This window comes from Lysobacter alkalisoli, from assembly GCF_006547045.1.
GTDB lineage: Bacteria > Pseudomonadota > Gammaproteobacteria > Xanthomonadales > Xanthomonadaceae > Marilutibacter > Marilutibacter alkalisoli.
In genome coordinates, this window is record NZ_CP041242.1 from 917,792 (window position 1) to 940,777 (window position 22,986).

The 22,986-nt window shown below is 66.8% G+C and carries 23 protein-coding genes; 8 read left to right on the forward strand and 15 right to left on the reverse strand.

Going from position 1 to position 22,986, the window contains the following annotated elements:
- Nucleotides 1–27: 27 nt before the first annotated feature.
- Entirely contained in the window at nt 28–1,041 is a 1,014-nt protein-coding gene (locus FKV23_RS03930; protein ID WP_141622684.1) for a KpsF/GutQ family sugar-phosphate isomerase, read from the reverse strand.
- A gap of 226 nt (nt 1,042–1,267) precedes the next feature.
- On the opposite strand from FKV23_RS03930, the gene FKV23_RS03935 reads away from it, so the two are divergent.
- A complete protein-coding gene (locus FKV23_RS03935) occupies nt 1,268–1,498 on the forward strand; it encodes a BolA family protein (RefSeq protein ID WP_141622685.1) in 231 nt (76 codons plus the stop codon).
- A 4-nt stretch (nt 1,499–1,502) separates the two neighbouring features.
- Nucleotides 1,503–2,774: a UDP-N-acetylglucosamine 1-carboxyvinyltransferase gene (murA, locus tag FKV23_RS03940; RefSeq protein WP_141622686.1), complete on the forward strand. Its 1,272-nt coding sequence runs from the start codon at nt 1,503–1,505 to the stop codon at nt 2,772–2,774.
- A gap of 8 nt (nt 2,775–2,782) precedes the next feature.
- Here murA and FKV23_RS03945 read toward each other — a convergent pair whose 3' ends face one another.
- The 4 genes from FKV23_RS03945 to purM are packed head-to-tail and all read right to left on the reverse strand — an operon-like array spanning nt 2,783 to nt 6,087.
- Nucleotides 2,783–3,481, reverse strand: a complete 699-nt coding sequence (locus tag FKV23_RS03945; protein ID WP_167284942.1) for a DUF3108 domain-containing protein — start codon at nt 3,479–3,481, stop codon at nt 2,783–2,785.
- Nucleotides 3,482–4,282 carry a DUF3108 domain-containing protein gene (locus FKV23_RS03950; RefSeq protein ID WP_244244088.1) on the reverse strand — a complete coding sequence of 267 codons (801 nt, stop codon included), beginning with the start codon at nt 4,280–4,282 and terminating at the stop codon, nt 3,482–3,484.
- Nucleotides 4,283–4,307: 25 nt separating this feature from the next.
- Nucleotides 4,308–4,979, reverse strand: coding sequence for a phosphoribosylglycinamide formyltransferase (gene purN, locus FKV23_RS03955; RefSeq protein WP_141622687.1), 672 nt, complete (start codon nt 4,977–4,979; stop codon nt 4,308–4,310).
- 4 nt (nt 4,980–4,983) lie between these two features.
- Nucleotides 4,984–6,087, reverse strand: coding sequence for a phosphoribosylformylglycinamidine cyclo-ligase (gene purM, locus FKV23_RS03960; RefSeq protein WP_244244089.1), 1,104 nt, complete (start codon nt 6,085–6,087; stop codon nt 4,984–4,986).
- 150 nt (nt 6,088–6,237) lie between these two features.
- On the opposite strand from purM, the gene FKV23_RS03965 reads away from it, so the two are divergent.
- Genes FKV23_RS03965 through hda form a run of 3 tightly spaced genes read left to right on the forward strand, consistent with a single transcriptional unit; the run spans nt 6,238 to nt 9,322 of the window.
- Nucleotides 6,238–7,383 (forward strand): DUF2066 domain-containing protein, encoded by a 1,146-nt coding sequence (locus FKV23_RS03965; protein ID WP_141622689.1) that lies wholly within the window; start codon nt 6,238–6,240, stop codon nt 7,381–7,383.
- A complete protein-coding gene (locus FKV23_RS03970) occupies nt 7,383–8,618 on the forward strand; it encodes an AI-2E family transporter (protein ID WP_141622690.1) in 1,236 nt (411 codons plus the stop codon). The genes FKV23_RS03965 and FKV23_RS03970 overlap by 1 nt, the downstream gene beginning before the upstream one ends.
- Nucleotides 8,615–9,322, forward strand: coding sequence for a DnaA regulatory inactivator Hda (hda, locus tag FKV23_RS03975; RefSeq protein ID WP_141622691.1), 708 nt, complete (start codon nt 8,615–8,617; stop codon nt 9,320–9,322). The genes FKV23_RS03970 and hda overlap by 4 nt, the downstream gene beginning before the upstream one ends.
- A gap of 35 nt (nt 9,323–9,357) precedes the next feature.
- Here the strand turns inward: hda and FKV23_RS03980 are convergent, their stop codons facing one another.
- The 4 genes from FKV23_RS03980 to murU form a co-directional block, all read right to left on the reverse strand.
- Entirely contained in the window at nt 9,358–10,092 is a 735-nt protein-coding gene (locus FKV23_RS03980) for a PDZ domain-containing protein (protein WP_141622692.1), read from the reverse strand.
- Nucleotides 10,092–10,478, reverse strand: a complete 387-nt coding sequence (locus FKV23_RS03985) for a hypothetical protein (protein WP_141622693.1) — start codon at nt 10,476–10,478, stop codon at nt 10,092–10,094. The genes FKV23_RS03980 and FKV23_RS03985 overlap by 1 nt, the downstream gene beginning before the upstream one ends.
- 13 nt (nt 10,479–10,491) lie before the next feature.
- Entirely contained in the window at nt 10,492–11,100 is a 609-nt protein-coding gene (locus tag FKV23_RS03990) for an RNA polymerase sigma factor (RefSeq protein ID WP_141622694.1), read from the reverse strand.
- Nucleotides 11,101–11,440: 340 nt separating this feature from the next.
- Complete coding sequence (murU, locus tag FKV23_RS03995) at nt 11,441–12,172, reverse strand: N-acetylmuramate alpha-1-phosphate uridylyltransferase MurU (protein ID WP_141622695.1); 732 nt, start codon at nt 12,170–12,172, stop codon at nt 11,441–11,443.
- A 492-nt stretch (nt 12,173–12,664) separates the two neighbouring features.
- Between murU and FKV23_RS04000 the strand changes: the two genes are divergently transcribed.
- Nucleotides 12,665–13,471, forward strand: a complete 807-nt coding sequence (locus FKV23_RS04000) for a right-handed parallel beta-helix repeat-containing protein (RefSeq protein WP_167284944.1) — start codon at nt 12,665–12,667, stop codon at nt 13,469–13,471.
- A gap of 87 nt (nt 13,472–13,558) precedes the next feature.
- On the opposite strand, the gene FKV23_RS04005 is transcribed toward FKV23_RS04000, so the two are convergent.
- From FKV23_RS04005 to cysG, 3 genes are all read right to left on the reverse strand, one after another.
- Entirely contained in the window at nt 13,559–14,572 is a 1,014-nt protein-coding gene (locus FKV23_RS04005) for an aminoglycoside phosphotransferase family protein (RefSeq protein WP_141622697.1), read from the reverse strand.
- Nucleotides 14,573–14,798: 226 nt separating this feature from the next.
- A complete protein-coding gene (gene cysK / locus FKV23_RS04010) occupies nt 14,799–15,758 on the reverse strand; it encodes a cysteine synthase A (protein WP_141622698.1) in 960 nt (319 codons plus the stop codon).
- Between the two features lie 77 nt (nt 15,759–15,835).
- A complete protein-coding gene (gene cysG / locus FKV23_RS04015; protein ID WP_141622699.1) occupies nt 15,836–17,296 on the reverse strand; it encodes a siroheme synthase CysG in 1,461 nt (486 codons plus the stop codon).
- A gap of 151 nt (nt 17,297–17,447) precedes the next feature.
- Between cysG and FKV23_RS04020 the strand changes: the two genes are divergently transcribed.
- Nucleotides 17,448–18,434: a LysR family transcriptional regulator gene (locus tag FKV23_RS04020; RefSeq protein ID WP_141622700.1), complete on the forward strand. Its 987-nt coding sequence runs from the start codon at nt 17,448–17,450 to the stop codon at nt 18,432–18,434.
- A gap of 90 nt (nt 18,435–18,524) precedes the next feature.
- Here the strand turns inward: FKV23_RS04020 and FKV23_RS04025 are convergent, their stop codons facing one another.
- On the reverse strand, nt 18,525–19,418 hold the full coding sequence (locus tag FKV23_RS04025; protein WP_208543232.1) for a LysR family transcriptional regulator: 894 nt from the start codon (nt 19,416–19,418) through the stop codon (nt 18,525–18,527).
- A gap of 123 nt (nt 19,419–19,541) precedes the next feature.
- On the opposite strand from FKV23_RS04025, the gene FKV23_RS04030 reads away from it, so the two are divergent.
- Entirely contained in the window at nt 19,542–20,342 is an 801-nt protein-coding gene (locus FKV23_RS04030) for an NAD(P)H-dependent oxidoreductase (protein WP_141622702.1), read from the forward strand.
- A gap of 67 nt (nt 20,343–20,409) precedes the next feature.
- Here the strand turns inward: FKV23_RS04030 and FKV23_RS04035 are convergent, their stop codons facing one another.
- Together FKV23_RS04035 and cysI are read right to left on the reverse strand one after the other, a co-directional pair.
- Nucleotides 20,410–21,162: a phosphoadenylyl-sulfate reductase gene (locus FKV23_RS04035; protein WP_141622703.1), complete on the reverse strand. Its 753-nt coding sequence runs from the start codon at nt 21,160–21,162 to the stop codon at nt 20,410–20,412.
- Nucleotides 21,159–22,919: an assimilatory sulfite reductase (NADPH) hemoprotein subunit gene (gene cysI, locus FKV23_RS04040; RefSeq protein WP_141622704.1), complete on the reverse strand. Its 1,761-nt coding sequence runs from the start codon at nt 22,917–22,919 to the stop codon at nt 21,159–21,161. The genes FKV23_RS04035 and cysI overlap by 4 nt, the downstream gene beginning before the upstream one ends.
- Nucleotides 22,920–22,986 lie beyond the last annotated feature (67 nt).

Consider the following 22,986-nt stretch of genomic DNA (forward strand, 5'->3'; position numbering starts at 1 on the left):
TCTCACTCCTCTCCACCCTTCACTGTTTCAAACTACCCGTGCGCGCAGCAGGTCGTGGATGTTGAGCGCGCCGACAACGCGGTGGTCGGCATCGATCACCAGCAGGCCGCCGATCTTGTGGGTCTCCATCATCCGCGCGGCCTCCACCGCCAGCGCGTCGGCGCCGATGGTCTTGGGGCTGCGGGTCATCACCTCGCCGATGCGGGTGCTGCGCAGGTCGACGGCGGCGTCGTCGAGGCTGCGGCGCAGGTCGCCGTCGGTGTAGAGGCCGAGCAGTCTGCCGGCGTCGTCCACGATCGCGGTCATGCCCAGGCGCTTGCGGCTCATCTCGACCAGCGCCTCGCTGACGGTGGCGTCGGGGCCGATCCGTGGCACGTCGCTACCGCTGTGCATGACGTCGGTGATGTGCAGCAGCAGACGGCGGCCGAGCGAGCCGGCCGGGTGCGAGCGGGCGAAGTCGTCGGTGGTGAAGCCACGCGCTTCCAGCAGCGCGACCGCCAGCGCATCGCCCATCGCCAGGGCGGCGGTCGTGCTCGAGGTCGGGGCGAGGTCGAGCGGACAGGCTTCGGCCGGCACGGTGACGTCGAGGTGGACGTCGGCCTCGCGCGCGAGGGTCGAGCCGGGGCGGCCGGTCATCGCGATCAGCGGGTTGCCCTGGCGCTTGAGCACCGGCAGCAGCATCAGCACCTCGTCGCTCTCGCCGGAGTTGGACAGCGCCAGCACCACGTCGGCGTCGGTGACCATGCCCAGGTCGCCGTGGCCGGCCTCGCCGGGGTGGACGAAGAAGGCCGGGGTACCGGTCGAGGCCAGGGTCGCGGCGATCTTGCGGGCGACATGGCCGGACTTGCCCATGCCGGTGCAGACCACGCGGCCGCGGGCTTCGAGCACCAGCCGGCAGGCGGCAGCGAATTCGGCGCCGACCCGCGCGCCGACCGCGGCCAGGGCCTGGCCCTCGATCTCGAACACGCGACGCCCGCAGGCGGCCAGGCCGTCATCGGTGGCCGGGACGATCGGGCGGGCGGTGGAAGGTTGGGCTGCCATTTCGGGGGATGCCATCAAAGTGGGCCGGGAATTCATGGCCAGGGGTGGGATACTGATGGAACCTCGAAAACCTTCGAGGTTCCCGCTACGCTAATCGGCCAATTCTAGGCCCTCCAGTTCATGTTTGCCTGACGCGCGGCCCACCGGAGGTCGCGGAGGACTGCATTGCCTTGACCCCCTGTGGCCGCCCGGCATCGGCGTGCCCGGTTCCATCCGAGGAGTACCAGTGACCCCCAGCATCATCCAATCCCTGATCGAACAGGGCCTGCCAGGCGCCCGCGCCCAGGTAAGCGGCGACGATGGCGTCCATTTCGAGGCCACCGTGGTCTGCGAGGCCTTCCGCGGCAAGCTGCCGCTGGCCCGGCACCGGCTGGTCTATGCCACCCTTGGCGAGCGCATGGGCGGCGAGATCCACGCGCTGTCGCTGAAGACCCTGACTCCGGAAGAGGCTGCCTGAGCCGATGCACAAGATCGTTGTCCAGGGCGGTCGGCCGCTCAATGGCGAGGTGCAGATCTCCGGCGCCAAGAACGCCGTGCTGCCCATCCTTTGCGCGACCCTGCTGGCCGACGGGCCGGTCGAGATCAGCAATGTCCCGCATCTGCATGACGTCATCACCACGGTGAAACTGCTGGGCGAGCTGGGCGCCGGCATCACCATCGACGAGGGCACGCTGGCCAAGGGATGCGGGATCAGCGTCGACCCGACCACGGTGCACAGCCAGGTCGCGTCCTACGAGCTGGTCAAGACCATGCGCGCCTCGGTACTGGTGCTCGGGCCGCTGCTTGCGCGCTATGGCCATGCCGAGGTCTCGTTGCCTGGTGGCTGTGCGATCGGCTCGCGGCCGGTCGACCTGCACATCAAGGGTCTGCAGGCCCTTGGTGCGGAGATCGCGGTCGAGAACGGCTTCATCAAGGCACGTGCCGATCGCCTGAAGGGCGCGCACCACGTGTTCGAGATGGTCAGCGTCGGTGCGACCGAGAACGTGCTGATGGCGGCGACGCTGGCCGAAGGCACCACCGTGCTGGAAAACGCGGCGATGGAGCCGGAGATCGTCGATCTGGCCGAGTGCCTGAAGGCAATGGGCGCCCGGATCGAGGGTGCCGGCAGCAACCGGATCGTGGTCGAAGGCGTCGAACGCCTGCATGGCGGCGCGCATTCGGTGGTGCCGGACCGGATCGAGACCGGCACCTTCCTGGTCGCCGCGGCGATGACCGGCGGCCGTATTACCGTGCGCAAGGCGAGGCCAGACACACTAGATTCGGTGCTCGACAAGCTCCGCCAGACCGGTGCCGACATTGCGGTCGACGGCGATCGCATCACCCTCGACATGGGCGGACGTCGGCCGAAGGCGGTGGACATCTCCACCGCACCGCATCCGGCGTTCCCCACCGACATGCAGGCGCAATTCATGGCGTTGAACTGCATCGCCGAGGGCGTTGGCGTGATCAACGAGACGATCTTCGAGAACCGCTTCATGCACGTGAACGAGCTGCTGCGGTTGGGTGCCGACATCCGCGTCGATGGCCACACCGCGGTGGTGCGCGGCGTCGACAAGCTCAGCGGCGCGCCGGTGATGGCGACCGATCTGCGCGCCTCCGCCTCGCTGGTGCTGGCCGGTCTTGTGGCCGAGGGCGAGACCACCGTCGACCGCATCTACCATCTCGATCGCGGCTACGAGAACCTCGAGGAGAAGTTGTCCGGGCTGGGGGCGAGCATCCGCCGGGTGCGTTGATCGGGTATCTAGCGCAGCGATTGCAGGGTCAATTCCAGCGAATCGCCATTCTTCGTCTGCTGGATGATGCGTGCCGGCACCGGCATGCCGTCCACTACCCAGGCGGTGGTCTTGCGACGCTCGTCGTCGCCGACGATCTTGGTCGCAGTGTGGCTGCGGCCATCGATGGTGATCGTTTCCTGGCCGGCAGTGGTGTAGCTGAGCTGCTTGACCCGGCCGTCGTCGACCATGCGGTACTTCAGCGGCTTGCCCGCGTTCAGGTCGCGGACGATCGCCAGGTAGATGAGCAGCGCGTCCATGTCGCCCGCTTTCAGCGCGATCGGGCCGGCGCGGTCGGCTTTCACGTCGCCGCTCCAGCGTGCCTGGCCGGCGGCCCAGTCATAGGTGGCGGATTTGCGGCTGCGCTTGACCAGGACCTTGTTGGTGTCGTTGCTGCTGAGCGGGCGTAGCTGGCCGTCCTTTTCCTCGAACACGGTGGTCTGGGACAGGTCGGCCAGCGCGTTGCGCACGTTGAGGCTGTAGCGCCAGCGGTCGTTCTCTTCCCGGGTCAAGGTCATCTGGCCATTCGCCTCCATGCCCATGTAGCCGGCCTTGTAGTCGGCGGTGAATGGCTCGATCGCGCGCGCGGGCAGCGTGGCCAACATGAGCAGCGCTGCCAGCGCAGGCATCAAGGTCAGGTATTTGCGCGTGTTCGATGCATGGTTCATCTACTGCACTCCCGTGTAATCGACCAGTCGCAGGTCGTAAGTGTCTTCCCCGCCCTCGCGTTGCAACATCCGCACCGGGGTCGGGACGCCTTTCACGACCCAGACCACCCGCTCCTCGTCCTCGGCGTTGTCGTCATCGCCTTCGTCGGGGAGGCGGGTGACCCGCATCGCGTTGTAACTGAGTTCGCCGACCCGCACGCCCTCCAGTTCCTCGGCGACATGGTAGATGTGTGCCTTCGCCCGTCCGTTGTCGACGAAACGGTAGCGCAGGGTCCTGCCCGGTTCCGCGTCGCGGATTACCGCCAGATTGATCAGCAGGGCGCTCATGTCGCCATGCTGGAGCGGGACCGGGCGCTGCCGCCATTCCTTCAGGTCGCCTTCCCAGCGTGCCTGGCCTGCGGCCCAATCGTATATGCCGGTGGAACGCTTGCGGGTGAACAGGGTCTTGCGGAGGGTGGACTGGCTCAGCGGCAGGAAGCCGCTGGCAGTGTCCTCGAATACCGTGCTCTGTTCGGCATTGATGCCGGCCAGCTTGAGCAGGCCGCGCCCGCCCATGTTGAGGTCGACGCGCCAGCGGTGCGGTGCATTCAGTTCGGTCACCTGGAGGCTGGCCTCCCCGAGCGCGCGCCCGTGGTTGAGTACCTGGTAGCTGGCCATGAACGGTGCCAGTGCCTGGGTGGCCTCGGCTTCGACCTCGGTCTGTGTGGTGGCAGGCACCGCTTCCGGGGCCTGGGTGGCCGCGATCGCCGGCGACAGGGCCAGCACGATGGCGAATGCGAGACGGGCGGGAGTCCGGGGCATGGGGGGCTTCGGGCGGGAAAGAGGATCAGCCTGACAGCCGATCGTTGTCATCAAGTTGCAGCGGCGCGGCCAGGGGCCTGTCGTCGAGGGTGACTGTGCCGTCGCGCAGGCGCACGCGGCCTTCGGCCAGGACCTTGACCGTGGCCAGCAGCAACGGATGTTCGCGGGTGAGCACCCGTGCGGCCAGAGCGTCGGCATCGTCGCCGTCCAGCACCGGCACCCGCGCCTGCGCGATCACCGGTCCGCCGTCCAGCTCGGAGGTGACGAAGTGGACGCTCGCGCCATGCTCGCGCACCCCGGCGGCCAGCGCCTGCTGGTGGGTATGCAGGCCCTTGAAGGCCGGCAGCAGCGATGGGTGGATGTTGATCATGTGGCCCTGTCTTGCCTCGACGACGTGTTCGCTGAGCAGACGCATGTATCCCGCACAGACGATGAGGTCGGGCTGAACAGTGTCGACGTGGCTGAACAGCGCGTCATCGAATGCCGCGCGCGAGTCGAAATCGCGCGGACGCAGCGAGGTGGTCGGGATGCTCGCGTGGCGGGCGCGTTCGAGGGCGCCGGCCTTCGGCCTGTCGGAGAACACGCCGGCGATGGTGGCGTTCAGCCTGCCGGCGGCGATCGCATCGATCAAGACCTGCAGGTTGCTGCCGCGGCCCGAGGCGAGCACCGCGATCCGGCGCCCGCAATTGGCCTGCATGTACTCAGCCAATGCGGACGCGCTCGCCGTCGCCAGCCCTGACCACTCGACCGATCCGCCAGTTCGGCAGCGACAGGCGTTCGAGATCGGCCTCGACGGCGGCTGCCTCTTCCGGCGCGACCACCAGCACGAAGCCGATACCGCAGTTGAAGGTGCGCCACATCTCGGTGGCTTCGACCGCGCCTTCGCGCTGCAGCCATTCGAACACCGGCGGCAGCGGCCAGCTTGCGGCGTCGATGTCGATGCCCAGGCCATCGGGGATGACCCGGATGATGTTCTCGGTCAGGCCGCCGCCGGTGACGTGGGCCATGGCATGAATTGGAGAGTCCGCACATGGATGTGCGGGCGTTTGCGAGGGACTCGCATCACCTCCGCCATGAGCCTGCAGCAGCTCCAGCACCGGCTTCACGTACAGCCGGGTCGGCGCCATCAACGCGTCGGCGAGCTTCTGGCCGTCGGCGAGTTCGAGTTCGGCCGGACTGCCGGCACGCTCGTAGATCCTGCGGATCAGCGAGTAGCCGTTGGAGTGCGGGCCGGACGAGGCGATGCCGATCAGCAGGTCGCCCTCGCGGGTCCTGCCGCCGTCGAGCAGCTTCGACTTCTCGACGCCGGCGACGCAGAAGCCGGCCAGGTCGTATTCGCCCGGCGGGTACATGTCGGGCATCTCGGCGGTCTCACCGCCGATCAGCGCACAGCCCGACTCCTCGCAGCCGCGGGCGATGCCGCCGACCACCGCCGCGGCGGTGTCGATGTCGAGCTTGCCGGTGGCGAAGTAGTCGAGGAAGAACAGCGGTTCGGCGCCCTGCACCAGCACGTCGTTCACGCACATCGCGACCAGATCGATGCCGATGGTGTCGTGGCGACCCAACTGCTGGGCCAGCTTCAGCTTGGTGCCGACGCCATCGGTGCCGGATACCAGCACCGGCTCCTTGTACTTGTTCGACAGGTCGAACAGCGCGCCGAAGCCGCCCAGTCCGCCCATGACCTCGGGACGGAAGCTGCGTTTGACCAGCGGCTTGATGCGTTCGACGAGCTCGTTGCCCGCGTCGATATCGACGCCGGCATCGCGGTAGGTCAGGGGAGCGGGGGGAAGGGGGGTGGACGTCACGGCAGGGTCGCAGGGCGGCGGGAAGACGGCGATTTTACCAAGACCGCCGGGGAATAACCGGGCGAGGCCGTATCGCTGCGGATGGACGTTCCGGTCCGGCTGCGGCACCATTCCGGGCATTCCGACGGCTATACAGGCGGCGAACCCCGCATGACTGCTGCATTGCGCAAGACCTCCATCGCGATCAACACGGTTCTCGGGATGCTGCTCCTGGCGATGATATTCCCCGTCTCCGCGCAGCGGGTCGAGGGCGACCAGATCCACGCCGACGACGTCTATACCGCCGAGGTCGTGGTCCGCGGACAGGGCGAAGACGAGCGCAGGTCCGCGCTTGCCCGGGGTCTGGCCCAGGTGCTGGGCAAGCTGTCGGGCGACAGCGGTGCGGCATCGCGTCCTGGCGTATCACGAGAACTGCGCCGTGCCGGCGACTACGTGACCGGTTACGACTACCGCCAGGACGAGGGGGTGTCCGCGAGCGGGGCACCGACCTATCAGACCGTGCTGGTGGCCCGCTACGACGAGGCCGCGGTGGATGCGCTGGCGTCCACCCTGGGCATTCCGGTCTGGCCGACGCCGCGTCCCAAGCCGGTGCTGTGGCTGGCGATCGACGATGGCAGCGGCCCGCGGCTGGTCGGCCTTGCCCAGTCCAATGCCGCCCGTTCGGTACTGGATCGTGCGGTCCAGCGTGGCTACCGGCTTGGCCTGCCGGGCGGCAGCGCCGCCGAGCAGGCGGTAGTGGGGGCCATCTGGCGTGGCGACACCGCCGCGATCGCCCGCGCCTCGCAACGTTACAGCCCGCCGATGCAACTGATCGGCAAGCTCCGCCGAGGCAATGGCGGCTGGGCCGCGGACTGGATCTTCGTCGACCGCGGGCGGGTGCTGGCACGCTGGTCCGAGAGCGGCGCCGATGCACGCATGGTCATGGCCACCGGCGCCGACGGCGCCGCCGACGCGCTGACCAAGCGCTACGCCAAGCGCACGGCGGCCGGTCCGGCCGGCAGCTATGCGGTCACCTTCCGCGGACTGGACAGCAGCGAGAAATACATGCGTCTGTCCGGCTACCTGCAGGGGCTGTCGGTGGTGCGCGGGATCAAGCCGCTGCGGGCGACCGCTGATGAGATGGTGCTTGAACTGGAGTTGCTGACCGGATTGCCCGGCCTGCAGCGCATGGCCGGCGAGGGCGATGTCCTGGTTGCGGCCAGCGCTGAAGCCATGCCTGCTCCCGGTCCGGTCGTACCGGAAGAGGATGGCGAGACGCCTGACGCTCCGGCGCCCACCATCTACCGGGTGCGCTGATGTACGCGAACGAGCCGATGGCGGATATCGCCCGCTTCCTCAAGCGCCTGCAGTGGGGCGTGGTGGTCTTGGCGGTGCTGTGGCTGATCTGGGCACTGGGCCCGATCCTGTCGCCGTTCGTGTTGGGCGCGCTGCTGGGTTGGCTGGGCGACCCGTTGGTCGACCGGCTCGAGCGCTCCGGACGCTCGCGCAATGTCGCAGTCGCCCTTGTGTTCACCCTGATGGTGTTGCTGCTGGTGCTGGCGCTGCTGATCCTGGTGCCGATGATCGAGCGCCAGGTCGTCACCCTGCTGGACCTGTTGCCGCGGGTGCAGGAGTGGGTGATGGGCACCGCGATGCCGTGGATCGAGCAGCGTACCGGGGTCGAGTTGGCCGGTTGGCTCGACCCGCAGGCGATGATCGGGCTGCTGCGCGAGCACTGGCAGGAGGCCGGTGGCGTGGCCGCGAGCGTGTTCGGCTACGTATCGCGTTCGGGCATGGCGGTGGTCGCCTGGGTCGCCAACATCGTGCTGCTGCCGCTGCTGACGTTCTACTTCCTGCGCGACTGGGACAAGCTGGTCGAGCGGGTCGCGGCACTGGTGCCGCGCGACCGCATCGGTACCGTCTCGCGACTGGCACACGAGTCCAATGACGTGTTGTCGGCATTCCTGCGCGGGCAGATCCTGGTGATGATCGCGCTGGGTGCGATCTACGCGGTGGGCCTGACCCTGGTCGGGCTCAAGGTCGGCCTGCTGATCGGCCTCATTGCCGGCCTGATCAGCTTCGTGCCCTACCTGGGCACGGCCGTCGGCGTGGTGCTGGGGCTGATTGCCGCCTTCGTGCAGCCGGGCGCCGACTTCACCCTGGTGCTGATGGTGGCGGCCGTGTTCGTGGCCGGGCAGATGATCGAGGGCTACGTGCTGACTCCGCGCATCGTTGGCGACCGCATTGGCCTGCACCCGATGGCGGTGATCTTCGCGATCATGGCCGGCGGCCAGCTGTTCGGCTTCATCGGCATGCTGATGGCATTGCCGGTGGCGGCGGTGGCCAACGTACTGCTGCGCTTCGCCCAGGAGCGTTACACCCGCAGCCGGCTGTATGCCGGCGATGCAGCCGGCGATGGGGCCATGCCGGCGGTTGCGGGAACGGCCACAGCGGCGGCCGGTGGCGCGCAACCGGAGGCGGACGGGGCGGCGGTGGAAGACATGCCGGCCGGGCAGGTCGCCGAGGCGACGACGGAGAAGGAGTCGGAGTGAGTGTCCCGCAGTTGCCGCTGGCGCTGCGCTATCCGCCGGACCAGCGATTCGATACCTACCTCGACGCACCGGACGGCGCGCTGGCGCAGTTGCAGGCGCTTGCTATCGCGGGCGGTGACGACTGGCTGTACCTGTCCGGCCCCGCCGGAGTCGGCAAGACCCACCTGCTGCTGGCGACCTGTGCCGCGGCCGAGACCGCCGGGCGCCGGGTCGCCTACCTGCCTTTGCCGGCCGCGGCCGGACGCCTTGGCGAGGCGTTGCAGGCGCTGGAGGGCAACGACCTGGTCGCGCTGGACGGGCTGGAGGCGATCGCCGGCCGGCGTGAGGATGAAGTCGCCCTGTTCGACACCCACAACCGCGCCCGTGCTTCGGGCGCCTGCCTGCTCTACGCCGCGCGTGGCAATCCGGCCGAACTGGAGCTGGGGCTGCCCGATCTGCGCTCACGGTTGTCGCAGTGCGCACGGGTCGCATTGCAGTCGCTGGACGACGATGGCCGCCGGGCAGTGCTGTCACAGCGTGCACGTCGCCGCGGGCTGGTGCTGGAAGATGCGGCGCTGGACTGGCTGCTCAGGCGCGCCGGGCGCGATCTGGTCGGACTGACGGGATTGCTGGACCGGCTCGACCGCGCCTCGCTGGCGGCGCAGCGGCGGGTGACCGTGCCGTTCCTGCGCGAGGCGCTGGGCGGTTCGCTCGACAAATCCTGACTGCAAGGGCGTGTCGTCGCTTTCCCTTGGGCCGGTTACCGGCAGTCCTCGTCGACCACCTTCCACACCAGCGGTTCCCAGTAGGCGTTGTCGCTGATGGTGCGGACGCCGAGGTTGTCATCGAGGAATCGCGCGCCAAGCAGGTAACGCTTGCCCGGCTGCACGTCGACCAGCAATGCCTTGCCGGCGCGGGCGCCCTCGCGGACCTGCATGCGGTCGCGCTGCCGGCGCAGCATTTCGTTGAAGCGGATGCCCCCGATGCGCTCGTTCACGACCACCACGTGCAGGCCGGCCGGCAGCCGGTGGCGGTTGGCCTCGAGCGGCGTGCCGGTGCCATCGATGTCGACGATGACCACCGGGTACAGTTTGTCGCGGACATGCGGCAGGGTGCCGAGGGTGCTGATGTAACCGCAGCCTTCCACTGCAGGTGCGGCGGCCTCGACGACGCTGCCGTCGAGGATGAGCGTTTGCCCGTCGCGGATGACCCGCAGCCGCAGGCTGTCGCCGCCGGAGGTGGCTTCGGCGAGCATGCGGGAGGGTTTCAGGGTGTCGGTCAGGGATCGGCCGTTGGCCTCGATGATACGGTCGCCGACGCGCAATCCGATTCGTTCGCCGTTGCCGCCCGGGGTGACGGCCATGACGGTCACACCCTCGGTATGTGGCCGGCGTACGTCAACGACGACATCGAGCGGGTTGCCTCCTGTGGCCAGTGCCGGCAGCGGCAGGAAGGCCAGCAGCAGGGCCATGGCAATGGTGCGGAGTGCGGCCATCAGGACGATGGTCTCTGGTTGGCCGGAAGGGCGGCAAGCAGTGTTTCGCGTGCCTTCCAGAGCGGTGCGACCTCATCGTCGCTGGCGCCGCGTTCATAGGCGGCCTGCAGGGCGCGGTCGATCGCACGCAGGCGGGCGATGGCGTCGTGCGCGGGCAGGGCGGTGGCCGCCAGTCCGGGTTGAGGGGGTGAGGCATCCTGCGGTCCGGGCAGGTCGGGCAGCACGATGGCCAGCAGCAGGGCAATGGCCGAGACACCGGCAACGCTGCGGATCGCACGTTGGCGGTGGCGGTGCGAGGTCAGTACGCGTTCACGCAGCGCGGCAGGCGGATCCGGGTCCGGAAGGGCGCGGAGCTGGCGGCGGAGGTCGTGGTCGGAGTGTTGCATGGCGAATCCGTATTCAGCGTTCGTGCCGGTGGCGGTGGGTCCGGAGCGGGGGTGAGGTGTCCGGTGCGTCGTCGGGTACCTCGTCCAGCGTTTCGCGCAGGCGGTTGAGCGCGCGCGACAGTACCGATTTGGACCAGCTCGGTGTGTGGCCGAAGCGTTCGGCCAGTTCGGTATGCGACCAGCCTTCGACTTCATGCAGCCATACAACGGTACGGGCCTGCGGGGGCAGCCGTTGCAGCAGTGCGGATGCTTCGGCATGTGCCGCCGGGTCTTTTACCGGTCCGGCCCAGGCTTCGCTGTCGGGGCCTTCGTCACCGGTGTCGGCATACAGGTGTGGGTGTTCGTGGCGCAGTCGGTCGATGGCGGCGTTGGCGACGACCTTTTTCAGCCATGGCCGCAGGGGTCGGTCGCTGCGCACGCCGCCGATGAAGCGGAGCATCTTCACGAAGGCGTCGTGGGTCAGGTCCTGGGCAGTGGCTGGGTCGGCGGTCAGGCGCAGGGCGAGGGCGTGCACGGCGCCGGCGTGGCGGGCGTACAGCTCGGCAAAGGCCTCGCGATTGCCCCAGCGGGCCTGGCGCAGGAGTTCGGGCTCGTCCACAAGGTGTGTTACCGCCTGGTCCATGCCGGCACATTACGGATGGATGGGGCAAACCGTCGCACTTGTAGCGACAGTGCGGCGTGATGCCGGAGCTCTTTGCCGTGGAAGCCGGTGGCCCTGCCTTTGCGGGACTCGCCGTGAATACATCCCTGTAGGCTCATCCGAAACATCCATGTTTCGGACGGTCCCGCAAAGGCAGGGCCACCGGCTTCTGGAAAGTGAACTGGCATTTACGGAAAGATCGGGAACTGACGTCCATGGATCCCCGGCCCTCGCACGCAGCGCTCGGGCGTTCAGTCGTCGTAGCCCGGGTAAGCGCAGCGCACCCGGGGCGCATCCGGGGATCGGGCACGGAGCGGAACCACTACTCCCCGCTGAGCCGCGCATCCAGCTCGGCCAACCGTTGCGGGGTGCCGACATCGGTCCACTGGCCACGGTGGTGTTCACCGGTGATGCGGCCCTCGGCCATGCGTGCCCTGAGGATCGGGGCGAGGGGGAATTTCGGCTTGCCGTCGACGTGATTGCAGTCGCCGATGACGGATTGCCAGCCGTCGAGGATCTGCGGGCGGTAGATGCCGATGCCGGCGTAGGTCAACAGGCTGTTGTCCGGTACGTTCTCGCCTTCGTTACGTACATGACCGTCAGGGGCGAGGGCGAAATCGCCGTGGGTCGCGTGTCCGGGGCGATCGACCATCACCAGATGCGCCAGACCTGCCGGTTCGCGCGGCAGGCGGGCGAAGTCGAAGTCGGTCCAGACGTCACCGTTGACCAGCAGGAACGCTTCATTGGACCCGTGCGTGTCGCCGAGCAGTGGCAGCGCGTGCAGCATGCCGCCGCCGGTTTCCAGGGGAGTCGCGCCTTCGTAGGCGAAATGCAGGCGCAGCCCCCATCGGCTGCCGTCGCCCAGCGCCGGTTCGAAACGGTCGGCCCGCCAGCTGGTGTTGACGACCACGTCGCGCACGCCCAGAGCGGCGAGCTTTTCCAGGTGCCAGACGATCAGCGGCTTGCCACCGGCCTCCAGCAACGGTTTGGGCGTGGTGTCGGTCAGCGGGCGCATGCGCTCGCCGAGGCCGGCGGCGAAGATCAGGGCTTTCAGAGGCGCCCCCTAGGGTGGCCATCGTCTCTGTCTAGAGTTTGATATGGATGCAAATTTTGAATGTTCTTGTAGAGAATTTTCAAAGTGTTTCTAGAATGAAAGGGCGACCCCGGATTTCCTTGGGACTTCTCCGGAGCGCTTGCGTCGGAAGGGGAAGTGTAATATGTAAAGCGCTCGTGTGTTACCCGTAATGCCGGCGACGGAACGGCTTGGGTGAGGTTTGCCGTGGAAGTGTGTAAAGACGGCATGCAATTGATGTTATGAATGGCATGCGTCACGCTTGATGGCCTCTGAGGCTCGCTCTCATCTGTCTTTCCCTGGTCGTCCGCCAAGTATACATATTACGTATCGCCTCAGGTCTCTCGCTTTATGGGGTTTGAGTAGAAATTGTAAGCAGGGCTTGTTTCATAACAATGCGTAGGGGTTCCAGATATGTCAATTCACCATCTGTTCGCACGAGGTGTCCTGCTTGCTGCGCTTTCGCTATCCCCAATGATGGCTAAGGCAGCGCAGAGCTTTGAAAGTTGTACGGGGTTTATTGATTCGCTTCCAGCCACGATAAGTACGCAAGGCGTTTGGTGTCTGCGTAAAGATCTTTCCACAGCCATCACTGGTGCTGCGGCAATTCAAATTAATGCGAACAATGTCACCATTGACTGTAATCATTTCAAGTTAGGAGGGCTGTCTGCTGGGGCAGGTGCGGATGCGTCAGGAATCGCAGCCACAAATAAGCACAACATTACGGTTCGCCACTGTCATGTCCGTGGTTTCTACAGCGGCGTCTTTTTGAGTGGTGGAGGGCATGTTGTCGAGAATAACCGTTTCGACCGCAACACATCTGCTGGCGTTGATGTGTCAGGTGATCGCTCAGTAGTACGGCATAATTTGATCCTGGACACAGGTGGTTCCAGCTTGTTCGAAGGTGAAGCTACCGGTATTCGGACGATGGGCGAAGTAGATGTGCTTGACAACACTGTCAGCGGAGTGTCGCCGATCAACAGTAATTCAGACTTTAGCTGGAGCTACGCTACTGGAATTTATGCTGCGCACAATACAAGTGGAAGCATCAACAACAACAGGGTGCGTGGCCTGAGATTGCCGGGCATGGGTGCTATGTTCGGGATTGCCATTGTGCAAGGCAGTCGCGTCGCCGTGCGGAACAATGACATTTCTGGATTGGGATCTGGTACGGGCATTGATTGTTCTGACGATACCAGTATCGCCGTCGCCAACGTCATCAATGGTTTCACGGTTCCAATCGCTGTGTGTGCAGACAACGAAAATTTTTCGAACCCTTGAGTAATAAGGTGTCGAAGGTATCTAGGTCTGAGTGCTGTTACGGTCAATAGGGGGTGTGCGACCGATGCATTAGCGGCGATATCTAAATCATGGCGGACTGCACATTGCCGGATGGACCTTGCAGTCGAGCAGTTCGCGCAACGGCGTCAGTCCGGCATGGCGCGGCAGTACTTGGTCGAGGTAGGCGATGAAGCGTGGCGCGTCTGCAAGGTATTTCGGTTTGCCGTCGCGGTAGTGCAGCCGCGCGAAGATGCCGAGTATCTTGAGGTGGCGTTGCACGCCGAGCCAGTCGGCGTCGCGCAGGAACCGTTCCAGTGGCGGTACCGGCAGGCCGGCCTCGACGGCTCGGGCGTGGTAGCGCGCCAGCCAGCCGTCGACGCGCTCCAGCGGCCAGCTCAGGAAGGCGTCCTTGAACAGACTGACCGGGTCGTAGGCGATCGGTCCGAGCACGCAGTCCTGGAAGTCGAGCACGGCCGGCCCGCCGTCGACCGGCCCGTTCTTGGCAGGCATGAGGTTGCGCGGCATGAAATCACGATGGGTCAGCACCTTTGCCTGCGCGAGGGCGTTGTCCATCAGCCGGCGCTGGGCAAGCTGCAGTCGCTCGGTATCGCCGCAGCCGGGTTCGAGGCCGAGGTGGCGGCGCAGGAACCATTCCTCGAACAGGCCGGCGTCGCGTTGCAGCAGGGCCTCGCCGAATACCGGCAGATCCGCCGGCGGCGCGATCGACTGCAACAGGATCAATTGTTCGATCGCGGCATCGAAATGCACGTCGGCATTGTCGTCGTCGATGACCTGGGCGAGAGTGGGGCCACCGAGGTCTTCCAGCAGCAGGAAGCCGGTGTCCTCGTCGCGGGCGATGATCCGCGGCACGCGCACGCCGCCGCCATCGAGCAGAGCATGCATGCGCAACCAAGGACGTACGTCCTCCAGCCCGGGCGGGGCGTCCATCACGATCAGGCTGGGTTCGATGCCGACCGTGCGCCAGTAGCTGCGGTGGCCGGCGTCGTAGGACGCGCGTTCGAGTTCGAGTGCGGGCTGTCCGCTGGCGGCGCGGGCCCAGGCCAGGCGGGCGGCGCCACGCGCGTCGGTGTCGGCGGTCATGCAGTGCTTCAGGTCGTTCCGAAGCGCACAGCATAAACGCCCGGCGGCGACACGGTCCGTGTGTCGCTGCAGGGCCCAGGGGAAGGCTGCGTTTGAAGGTGTGTTCGTCCGAAGCGGCGGTGGTGTAGCTCGGGTAAGGCGAAGCCACACTCGGGGCAGATTGACGTGTATCGATGGTCCCGGGTGCGCTCCGCTTACCCGGGCTACTGGTGGCCTGTGGTCGGATTCAGTCCAGCGAGGCCAGCCACTCGTCGTCCGAGCCTTCGGCGATGCCCTCGAACAGGAAGGTCGACAGGTAGCGTTCGCCGGTGTCGGGCAGCATCGCCAGCAGCACCGAGCCTTCTGGCGCCTTCTCGGCGACCTGCAGGGCGGCGGCGACGGTGGCGCCGGCGGAGATGCCGACGAAAAGACCTTCCTCGGCGGCGAGGCGGCGCGAGGTGTCGCGGGCCAGCACGTCGTCGATTGGCAGGATCTTGTCGGCGATCGTGCGACTGAGCACGTCGGGGAGGAAGTCCGGGGTCCAGCCTTGGATCTTGTGTGGCTGCCACTCCTTGCCCGACAGCAGCGCGGCGCCGGCCGGCTCGGAGGCGATCACCTTGAGGTCCGGGCGGGCCAGCTTGAGTACCTCGCCGGCACCGGTGATGGTGCCACCGGTGCCCCAGCCGCTGACGAAGTAGTCCAGACGCCGGCCGGCGAAGTCGCGCAGGATCTCCGGGCCGGTGGTCTGGCGGTGGTAGGCGGGATTGGCCTCGTTCTCGAACTGGCGGGCGAGGAACCAGCCGTGCTTGTCGGCCAGCTCGGCGGCCTTGCGGACCATGCCGCTGCCACGCTCGGCGGCCGGGGTCAGGATGACCTTGGCGCCATAGGCGCGCATCAGCTTGCGCCGCTCGATCGAGAAGGTTTCGGTCATCACCGCCACGAACGGGTAGCCACGTGCGGCGCAGACCATCGCCAGGGCGATGCCGGTGTTGCCGCTGGTCGCCTCGACAACGGTCTGGCCGGGCTTTAGCAGGCCCTTCTGCTCGGCGTCGAGAATGATCGCCAGCGCCAGGCGGTCCTTGACCGAGCCGCCGGGGTTGAAGGCCTCGACCTTGGCGTAGAGATCGACGTGCTTGGGCGCGATGCGGTGCAGTTTGACGATCGGGGTGTTGCCGATCGTGTCGAGGATGCTGTCGTGCAGGGCCATGAGGGTGCTCCGGTATTTCAGGACGGTGACATGTAGGGACAGACGGGATTCGGCGGCGCTGGCGGCCGGTCGCGCAATCAGGCGGCCTGTGCGATCGAGGTGCCGGTGGCAGGCGCGTCTTCCAGGCGCAGTGGGCGTGGCCCGAACCAGTGTAGGGTGGCGGCCGAGCCGGCGACTTCACCCAGAATCAACAAGGCCGGCGCCCGTATCGCGTGGGCGGCGGCGGCCTCCGGCAGTTCGGCGAGCGTGCCGGTGACCACGCGCTGTTCGGCGCGGGTGCCGTTCTCGACCAGTGCGAACGGGGTGGCGGGGTCGCGGCCGTGGGCGACAAGGTTGTCGCGCAGGCGGTCCAGTCCGGACACGCCCATGTAGAAGGCCAGTGTCTGCCGTTCCCGGGCCAGCGCCGGCCAGTCGATGGGATCGCTGCCGTCGCGGCCGAGCGCGGTGACGAAACGTACCGATTGCGCATGCTCGCGATGGGTCAGTGGTACCCCGGCATAGGCGGCGCAGGCGACCGCGGCGGTGATGCCGGGTACGACCTCGAAGTCGATGCCGTGGGCATGCAGCGTTTCCAACTCCTCGCCGCCACGTCCGAACACGAACGGATCGCCGCCCTTCAGCCGCACCACGCGCTTGCCGGCGCGCGCGTGCTCGACCAGCAACGCATGAATGCGCGACTGGGTGGCGTGGTGATCGCCGCCGACCTGTTTGCCGACCTCGATCAACTCGGCATCGCGGCGTGCGAGCGCCAGCACCTCGGTACTGACCAGCCGGTCGTGCAGAATCACGTCGGCCTCGTTGAGCACGCGCAGGCCGCGCAGGGTCAACAGGCCGGGGTCGCCGGGGCCGGCGCCGACCAGAGCCACGCGACCGGCCGTGGTTCCGGCGCCTTCGGACAAGGTTTTCTCGAACGCGCGTTCGGCTTCGGCATGATTGCCACGACGCAGCAGGCCAGGCACCGGGCCGGCCAGCAGGCGTTCGAAGAACGCGCGGCGGGCGGCGATGTCGGGCAGTCGCTGGCGGATGCGCCTGCGTTGCGTGCGAAGCAGTTCGGTTAGGTCGCCGAGTGACTCGTCGAGCTGGGTTTCAAGCTGTTCACGCAGGTGACGCGCCAGCATCGGTGCGCCGCCGCCGCTGGAAATTGCGATCTGCAACGGACCCCGCTCGACCCGCGATGGAACCTGCACGCTCGACAGTTCGGCGTCGTCGACCACGTTCGCCCAGACCCGGCGTGCTTCGGCGGCGGTAGCGACGGCGCGGTTGGTGATCGGACTGTCGGTGGCGGCCACCACCAGCCAGGCATCGTTGAGCCAGTTGGGGTCGAAGCGGCCAGGGTAGTGTTCGATCCGGCCGGCATCGACCAGTGCCGCGACGGACGGTTCCAATGCAGGTGAGCCCACGGCAACCCGTGCGCCGGCACCGAGCAGGGCATCGATCTTCCGCCGCGCGATCGAACCAGCGCCGACGACCAGCACGCGGCGGCCTTTGAGGTCGGCGAACAACGGAAACAGCTGTGGTGTGGCCGGCGGGCTGGACATGGCGGGATGGTGGAGGTGGGATAGCAACGCTAGGACCGCGGGCAGTCAATCGGAAATGAGCAATCGACCGGCCGCCATGCCGAGCGGTCATAAGCCATGAGCGCCACATGCTGGACGGGTCATGGTGCATGGGCTAGCTTGCACTGCAGCCATGACCCTGACCCAGCTCCGCTACCTTGTCGCCATCGCCGACGCCGGCCTCAACATCACGCTGGCGGCCGAACGCGTGCACGCGACCCAGCCGGGGCTGTCGAAGCAGCTCAAGCAGCTGGAGGATGAACTCGGCTTCCAGCTGTTCATGCGCCGCGGCCGCAGCCTGGAGGCGGTGGCACCGGCCGGCGAGCGGGTGATCGCGCATGCCCGTCGGATACTGGAAGAAGCCGCCAACATCCGTGCCTACGCCGCCAACGAGCGCGGCGAGCATGTCGGCCGGCTGGTGCTCGCCACCACCCACACCCAGGCCCGCCACGTATTGCCCGGCGCGATCGCGACCATCAAGCGCGCCTGGCCGCGGATCAGCGTGCACCTGGAGCCGGTCGCCGATGGCGAGGTGCTCGAACAACTGGCCCACGGCGCCGCCGACATGGCCGTGCTCAGCACTGCCGGCCAGGTGCCCGATGGCGGCCTCGCGGTGCCGCTGTTCCGCTGGCAGCGCAAGGTGATCGTGCCGAAGGCGCACCCGCTGGCCGGAATCGGTCGCGCCCCCACCCTGGTCGAGTTGTCGAAATACCCGCTGGTCAGTTACGAATCCTCGATCCGCCCGGAGTCGTCATTGCGCCGCGCGTTCGCCGGCGAGGGCGTCGAGCCGCAACTGGCGATGACCGCGCGCGACGCCGACCTGATCAAGACCTATGTGCGCACCGGCATGGGCGTCGGCCTGCTCGCGGAGATGGCGCTGGGCGTGCATGAAGAAACCGACCTGGTGATCCTGCCGGCCCCCGCAGCGATTCCCGAATGCATCGCCTGGGCGGTACTGCCGCGCTCGCGGGTGTCGCGCGACTATGCATTGGAGCTGATCCACGCCATCGCCCCGCAGATCGACCGCCGGGATATCCGTCTCGTGCTGGAGGGCAATGCCGAGGCCGACTGGCCCGAGCCGCCGAGCTGGATCGAGCTGACCCAGACGATGACGTTGTAGGAAGTCGTCATCGCGGTAGGCCGGGTTGCAACCCGACGTCGTGGCGACACCAGTCTCCGATGCCGGGATCATGTATCGCTCAACCCCAGCCTATGCAGCTGGCTTGATACCGGGAACGCTGCCGATCCGATCGACGAGAAAGTCGATCAGCAATCGCACCCGCGCAATGCCTGCGCGTTCGGGAACGATGAGCATGCTCAAGGGGACAGCGGGCAACTCGTGGTCAGGCAGGATTGCAACCAACCGCCCATCGGCGATGAGGTCGTCGACCAGCCATCGATGGGCAGGTGCAATGCCTCGCCCGGCGAGCAGCGCCACGCGTGCCGCAAGTCCGTGGTCGACCCGGAAACGCCCGGTAAAAGGCACCGCGTACTGTTCGCCGTCGGGTCCCTGCAGGGCCAGGATGTCGCTGCCGGCCACATTCGCCATCCGGATGCCTTCATGGGCGGAGAGTTCGTGTGGCGTGCGCGGCGTCCCCTTCATTGCCAGATAGTCCGGCGCAGCCACCAGCAGGCGTTGCGATTGACCCAGGGCCCGCAGTTTCAGCGAGCTGTCGCTGAGCGGACCCAGGCGCAACGCGATGTCGACGCCTTCGCGGACCAGGTCGATGCGCTCGTCGGTGAGGCTGAGGTCGACTTGAATATCCGGATAGCGGTCCTGGAAGGCGAAGACCAGATGGCAGGCATGCAGCACTCCGAAGGCTGCCGTACACGACACCCGGATCGTACCCGCGGGCGCGCCACGCGTCGCTCGCGCTTCGTCTCCCGCCCGTTCCACCAGGCGCAGGATCTGGACACAGTTGGCGTAGTAGTGGCGGCCCTCGTCGGTGACAGTGGTCCGCCGCGTGGTCCTGCTGAGCAAGGGCACGCCGAGCGCCGCTTCCAGTTCACGAAGCTGACGCGTGACCGTCGACTGGCCGATGCCGAGTTCGCGCGCAGCGGCCGACAGACTGCCGCGTTCGGCAACGCGGACGAAAGTGCGCATGCGCTCGAGCGTGATATCCGATCTATCCATTATTCGGAATAATAATATGTATTGCGCGCGGCTTCCGGATCATTGGTGCCTTGTCTAGCGTATGGGCCCTGTCCTTTTCATCACAGGTGTCCAATGAAAGTCCTGCTTGTTTTCGCTCACCCCGAACCGCGCTCGCTCAATGGCGCCCTGCGCGAGGTCGCCGTGAGGGAGCTCGAGGCCCAGGGCCACCAGGTGCGGGTGTCCGATCTGTACGCGGACGGTTGGAAGTCCCAGGTCGATCGCGACGACTTCCCCACGCTGGAGCCCGGGGCGCGATTGCAGGTGGCCGCGGCCTCGGGACAGGCCTACGCTGCCGGCACGTTGACCGGGGATGTTGAAGCCGAACACGAAAAGCTGCTCTGGGCCGATGCCCTGATCCTGCAGTTCCCGCTGTGGTGGTACACGATGCCGGCGATCCTCAAGGGCTGGGTCGACCGGGTCTTCTCCTACGGTCTTGCCTATGGCGTTGGCGAGCACAGCGACAAGCGCTGGGGCGACCGCTTCGGCGAAGGTGTCTTTGCCGGCAGGCGTGCGATGCTGATCGTGACCACCGGCGGCTGGGAGGAGCACTACGACGCCCGCGGGATCAATGGGCCGATCGACGATCTGTTATTCCCCATCAATCACGGGATTCTCTACTACCCGGGCTATGACGTGCTGCCGCCGTTCGTGGTCTACCGGGTCGATCGTTTCGATGATGCCGGTTTCGAACCGGTGGCCGAACGCCTGCGTGAGCGGATGCGGACACTGTCAACCATCCCGCCCATCCCCTATCGCCGGCAGAACTTCGGCGACTATCTGATTCCGAGCATGCAGCTACGCCCGGAGCTGGGTGATCCGGGAGCTACCGGCTTCGCGCTTCATCTGGACGGCGCCGGCCAGGCGGGTTCGTAGGGTGAGCGCCTGGTACACGCGCACTGGGGCAGGTGGAACGAGCGTCTGAGATGCCCACTTCATGCAGCTACGCGGCCTTTTCGTTTTCGGTTTCGTCATCGTCGAAATGCAACCCGCACTCGCGCTTGAGACCGAAAAAACGGGTGTCTTCCTCGCGCATGCCCGGTTCCAGTCGGCGGGTGGTGTGGACGTCGCCGATCGACACGTAGCCCTGGTGCCATAGCGGGTGGTAGGGGAGGTCATGCTGGTTGAGGTACTGCCAGACGTCGCGTTCGCTCCAGTCGGCCAGCGGATGCAGCTTCCAGCGGCCGTTGCGCAGCTCCAGGATGTCGATGTTGGCGCGGGTCGCGGACTGGTCGCGGCGCAGGCCGGCAATCCAGGTGCGTACACCGAGCTCATCCAGCGCACGCTGCATCGGTTCGACCTTGTGGATGCGGTTGTAGCGGCTGATGCCTTCGACGCCTTTCTCCCACAGCCGGCCCAGCCGTGCTTCGGCCCAGGCATTGCTGACTTCGGGGCGGTAGACATGCAGGTTCAGGCCAAGGCGATCGCTCAGTTCGTCGATGAAGCGATAGGTCTCCGGGAACAGGTAGCCGGTGTCGAGCAGGATCACCGGGATGTCCGGCGCCTGCCGCGTGACCAGATGCAGTGACACCGCCGCCTGCGCGCCGAAGCTCGACGACAGAGCGTGCTCACTGGCGGTGTTCTCAAGCGCCCAGGCGACGCGCTCCTCGGCGCTGCGCTGGGAGAGCCAGCGGTTGAGTTCGGCCAGCGCCTTCGGCGATTCGGCGGCGGTGATGGGATCGGGGGGCATGCTCATGGGGTCACCTCGTAGTGCGAGGGATGCTGGTACGTGACGACGTCGTTGCGGACGATAAAGTCGCCGAAGCCTTCGTCGGCCCGGCGCTCGCCGGCATAGCGCGCGAACAGGCTGTCGAGCTCGGCGAGGATCGCGGCTTCGTCGATGTTTTCCCGATGCAGGGTGTTGAGCCGCTGGCCGCGATGATCGGCACCGAGCATCAGGTTGTAGCGGCCGGGTGCCTTGCCGACGAGCGCGATCTCGCCCAGGTACGGGCGCGAGCAGCCGTTCGGGCAGCCGCTGATGCGCAGGTTGATGGGCGCGTCGGCCAGGCCGTGCTTTGCGAGCAGGGCATCGATCTTTGCCGCCAGCTCGGGCAGGTAGCGCTCGGCCTCGGCCATGGCCAGGCCGCAGGTTGGCAGTGCCACGCAGGCAATGGCGTCGCGTTGCAGAGGGCTGGCGCTGCGATGGATGTCGAGCGCGTAGACCGCTACCAGGGCATCGACCGCTTTGCGCTTGTCCGCCGGCACGCCGGCGATCACCAGGTTCTGGTTCGCAGTCATGCGGAACTCGGCGCCTTCGCCATGCTCCTGCAGCGTGCTGTCCTGAAGCAGGCGCGCGATCTCGCGCAGGCCGGAAAGGTGGCGGACCCGGCCGTTGTCAGTGGTGTCGTTGTCGACGATGCGCCCGGCCGGCAAGGCCAGGGTCAGGTGCCAGCGGCCGTCTTCGCCCCCGTTCCCATCACTTTGCACCCAACCGAAGCGGTCGTTGTTGTGCTCGAACACCCACGGCCGCGCCGGTTCGAATGCGATGCCGGCACGCTTCTCGACCTCGGCCTTGAAATTGTCCAGGCCATGATCGTCGATGGTGTACTTCAGTCGCGCCCGCTTGCGCACCTCGCGATTGCCCCAGTCGCGCTGGGTGGTGACGACGGCGGTGGCGACGTCCTTCAATGCCTCGACCGGGATGAAGCCGATCACGTTGGCCAGGCGCGGATAGGTTTCGGCATCGCCGTGGGTCGCACCCATGCCACCGCCGATCACGACGTTGTAGCCGACGACTCCGTCGTTCTCGACGGAATCACTGTCAATGACGGCGATGAAGCCCAGGTCCTGGGCGAACACGTCGACATCGTTGTACGGCGGGATCGCGAAACCGATCTTGAACTTGCGCGGCAGGTAGGTCTCGCCGTAGACCGGTTCGCTGACATCCGGACTGCCCGCCACCTGCTCCTCGTCGAGCCAGATCTCGTAGTAGGCACGGGTGTTCGGCAACAGGTGCTCGGACACCGCCGCGGCATGCGCGTAGACAGCAGCGTGGGTGCGCGACTGCAACGGATTGGCCGACACCGCGACGTTGCGGTTGACGTCGCCGCAGGCGGCCAGGGTGTCGATCAACGCCGCGTTGATCGCCTGCATCGTCGACTTCAGCTCGGTCTTGATCACGCCGTGGAACTGGAATGCCTGGCGGGTGGTGATGCGCAGTCCGCGCTCGGCAAAGGTGGTGGCGATGTGGTCGAGCTTGAGCCACTGCTCCGGCGTGACCACGCCGCCCGGAGTACGGGTGCGGATCATGAAGCTGTAGGCCGGCTCCAGCTTCGCCACGCGACGTTCCTCGCGGATGTCGCGGTCGTCCTGCTGGTAGCTGCCGTGGTACTTGATCAGGGTCTGGTCGTCCTCGCGCAGCGAGCCGGTCAACGGGTCGGCCAGGCTCTGCAGCAGGCTGCCACGCAGGCCGGCGCTGGCGCGCTTGATGTCTTCAACCGAATGCGCGCTCATGCAGCGGCCCTCCATGCGGTTTGCGTAGCCCGGGTAAGGCGAGGCCGCACCCGGGGAGTTTCGTGCC

Coding starts and splice junctions, on each gene's coding strand:
- FKV23_RS04020 (WP_141622700.1), top strand. CDS start 17,448: ATGACCCTGACCCAGCTCCGCTACCTTGTCGCCATCGCCGACGCCGGC.
- cysI (WP_141622704.1), bottom strand. CDS start 22,919: ATGAGCGCGCATTCGGTTGAAGACATCAAGCGCGCCAGCGCCGGCCTG.
- FKV23_RS03930 (WP_141622684.1), bottom strand. CDS start 1,041: ATGGCAGCCCAACCTTCCACCGCCCGCCCGATCGTCCCGGCCACCGAT.
- cysG (WP_141622699.1), bottom strand. CDS start 17,296: ATGTCCAGCCCGCCGGCCACACCACAGCTGTTTCCGTTGTTCGCCGAC.
- murA (WP_141622686.1), top strand. CDS start 1,503: ATGCACAAGATCGTTGTCCAGGGCGGTCGGCCGCTCAATGGCGAGGTG.
- cysK (WP_141622698.1), bottom strand. CDS start 15,758: ATGGCCCTGCACGACAGCATCCTCGACACGATCGGCAACACCCCGATC.
- purN (WP_141622687.1), bottom strand. CDS start 4,979: ATGCAGGCCAATTGCGGGCGCCGGATCGCGGTGCTCGCCTCGGGCCGC.
- FKV23_RS03945 (WP_167284942.1), bottom strand. CDS start 3,481: ATGAACCATGCATCGAACACGCGCAAATACCTGACCTTGATGCCTGCG.
- FKV23_RS03980 (WP_141622692.1), bottom strand. CDS start 10,092: ATGGCCGCACTCCGCACCATTGCCATGGCCCTGCTGCTGGCCTTCCTG.
- FKV23_RS03990 (WP_141622694.1), bottom strand. CDS start 11,100: ATGGACCAGGCGGTAACACACCTTGTGGACGAGCCCGAACTCCTGCGC.
- FKV23_RS04005 (WP_141622697.1), bottom strand. CDS start 14,572: ATGACCGCCGACACCGACGCGCGTGGCGCCGCCCGCCTGGCCTGGGCC.
- FKV23_RS04035 (WP_141622703.1), bottom strand. CDS start 21,162: ATGAGCATGCCCCCCGATCCCATCACCGCCGCCGAATCGCCGAAGGCG.
- FKV23_RS03970 (WP_141622690.1), top strand. CDS start 7,383: ATGTACGCGAACGAGCCGATGGCGGATATCGCCCGCTTCCTCAAGCGC.
- FKV23_RS03985 (WP_141622693.1), bottom strand. CDS start 10,478: ATGCAACACTCCGACCACGACCTCCGCCGCCAGCTCCGCGCCCTTCCG.
- FKV23_RS03965 (WP_141622689.1), top strand. CDS start 6,238: ATGACTGCTGCATTGCGCAAGACCTCCATCGCGATCAACACGGTTCTC.
- FKV23_RS03950 (WP_244244088.1), bottom strand. CDS start 4,282: ATGCCCCGGACTCCCGCCCGTCTCGCATTCGCCATCGTGCTGGCCCTG.
- FKV23_RS04030 (WP_141622702.1), top strand. CDS start 19,542: ATGAAAGTCCTGCTTGTTTTCGCTCACCCCGAACCGCGCTCGCTCAAT.
- FKV23_RS04000 (WP_167284944.1), top strand. CDS start 12,665: ATGATGGCTAAGGCAGCGCAGAGCTTTGAAAGTTGTACGGGGTTTATT.
- FKV23_RS04025 (WP_208543232.1), bottom strand. CDS start 19,418: ATGCGCACTTTCGTCCGCGTTGCCGAACGCGGCAGTCTGTCGGCCGCT.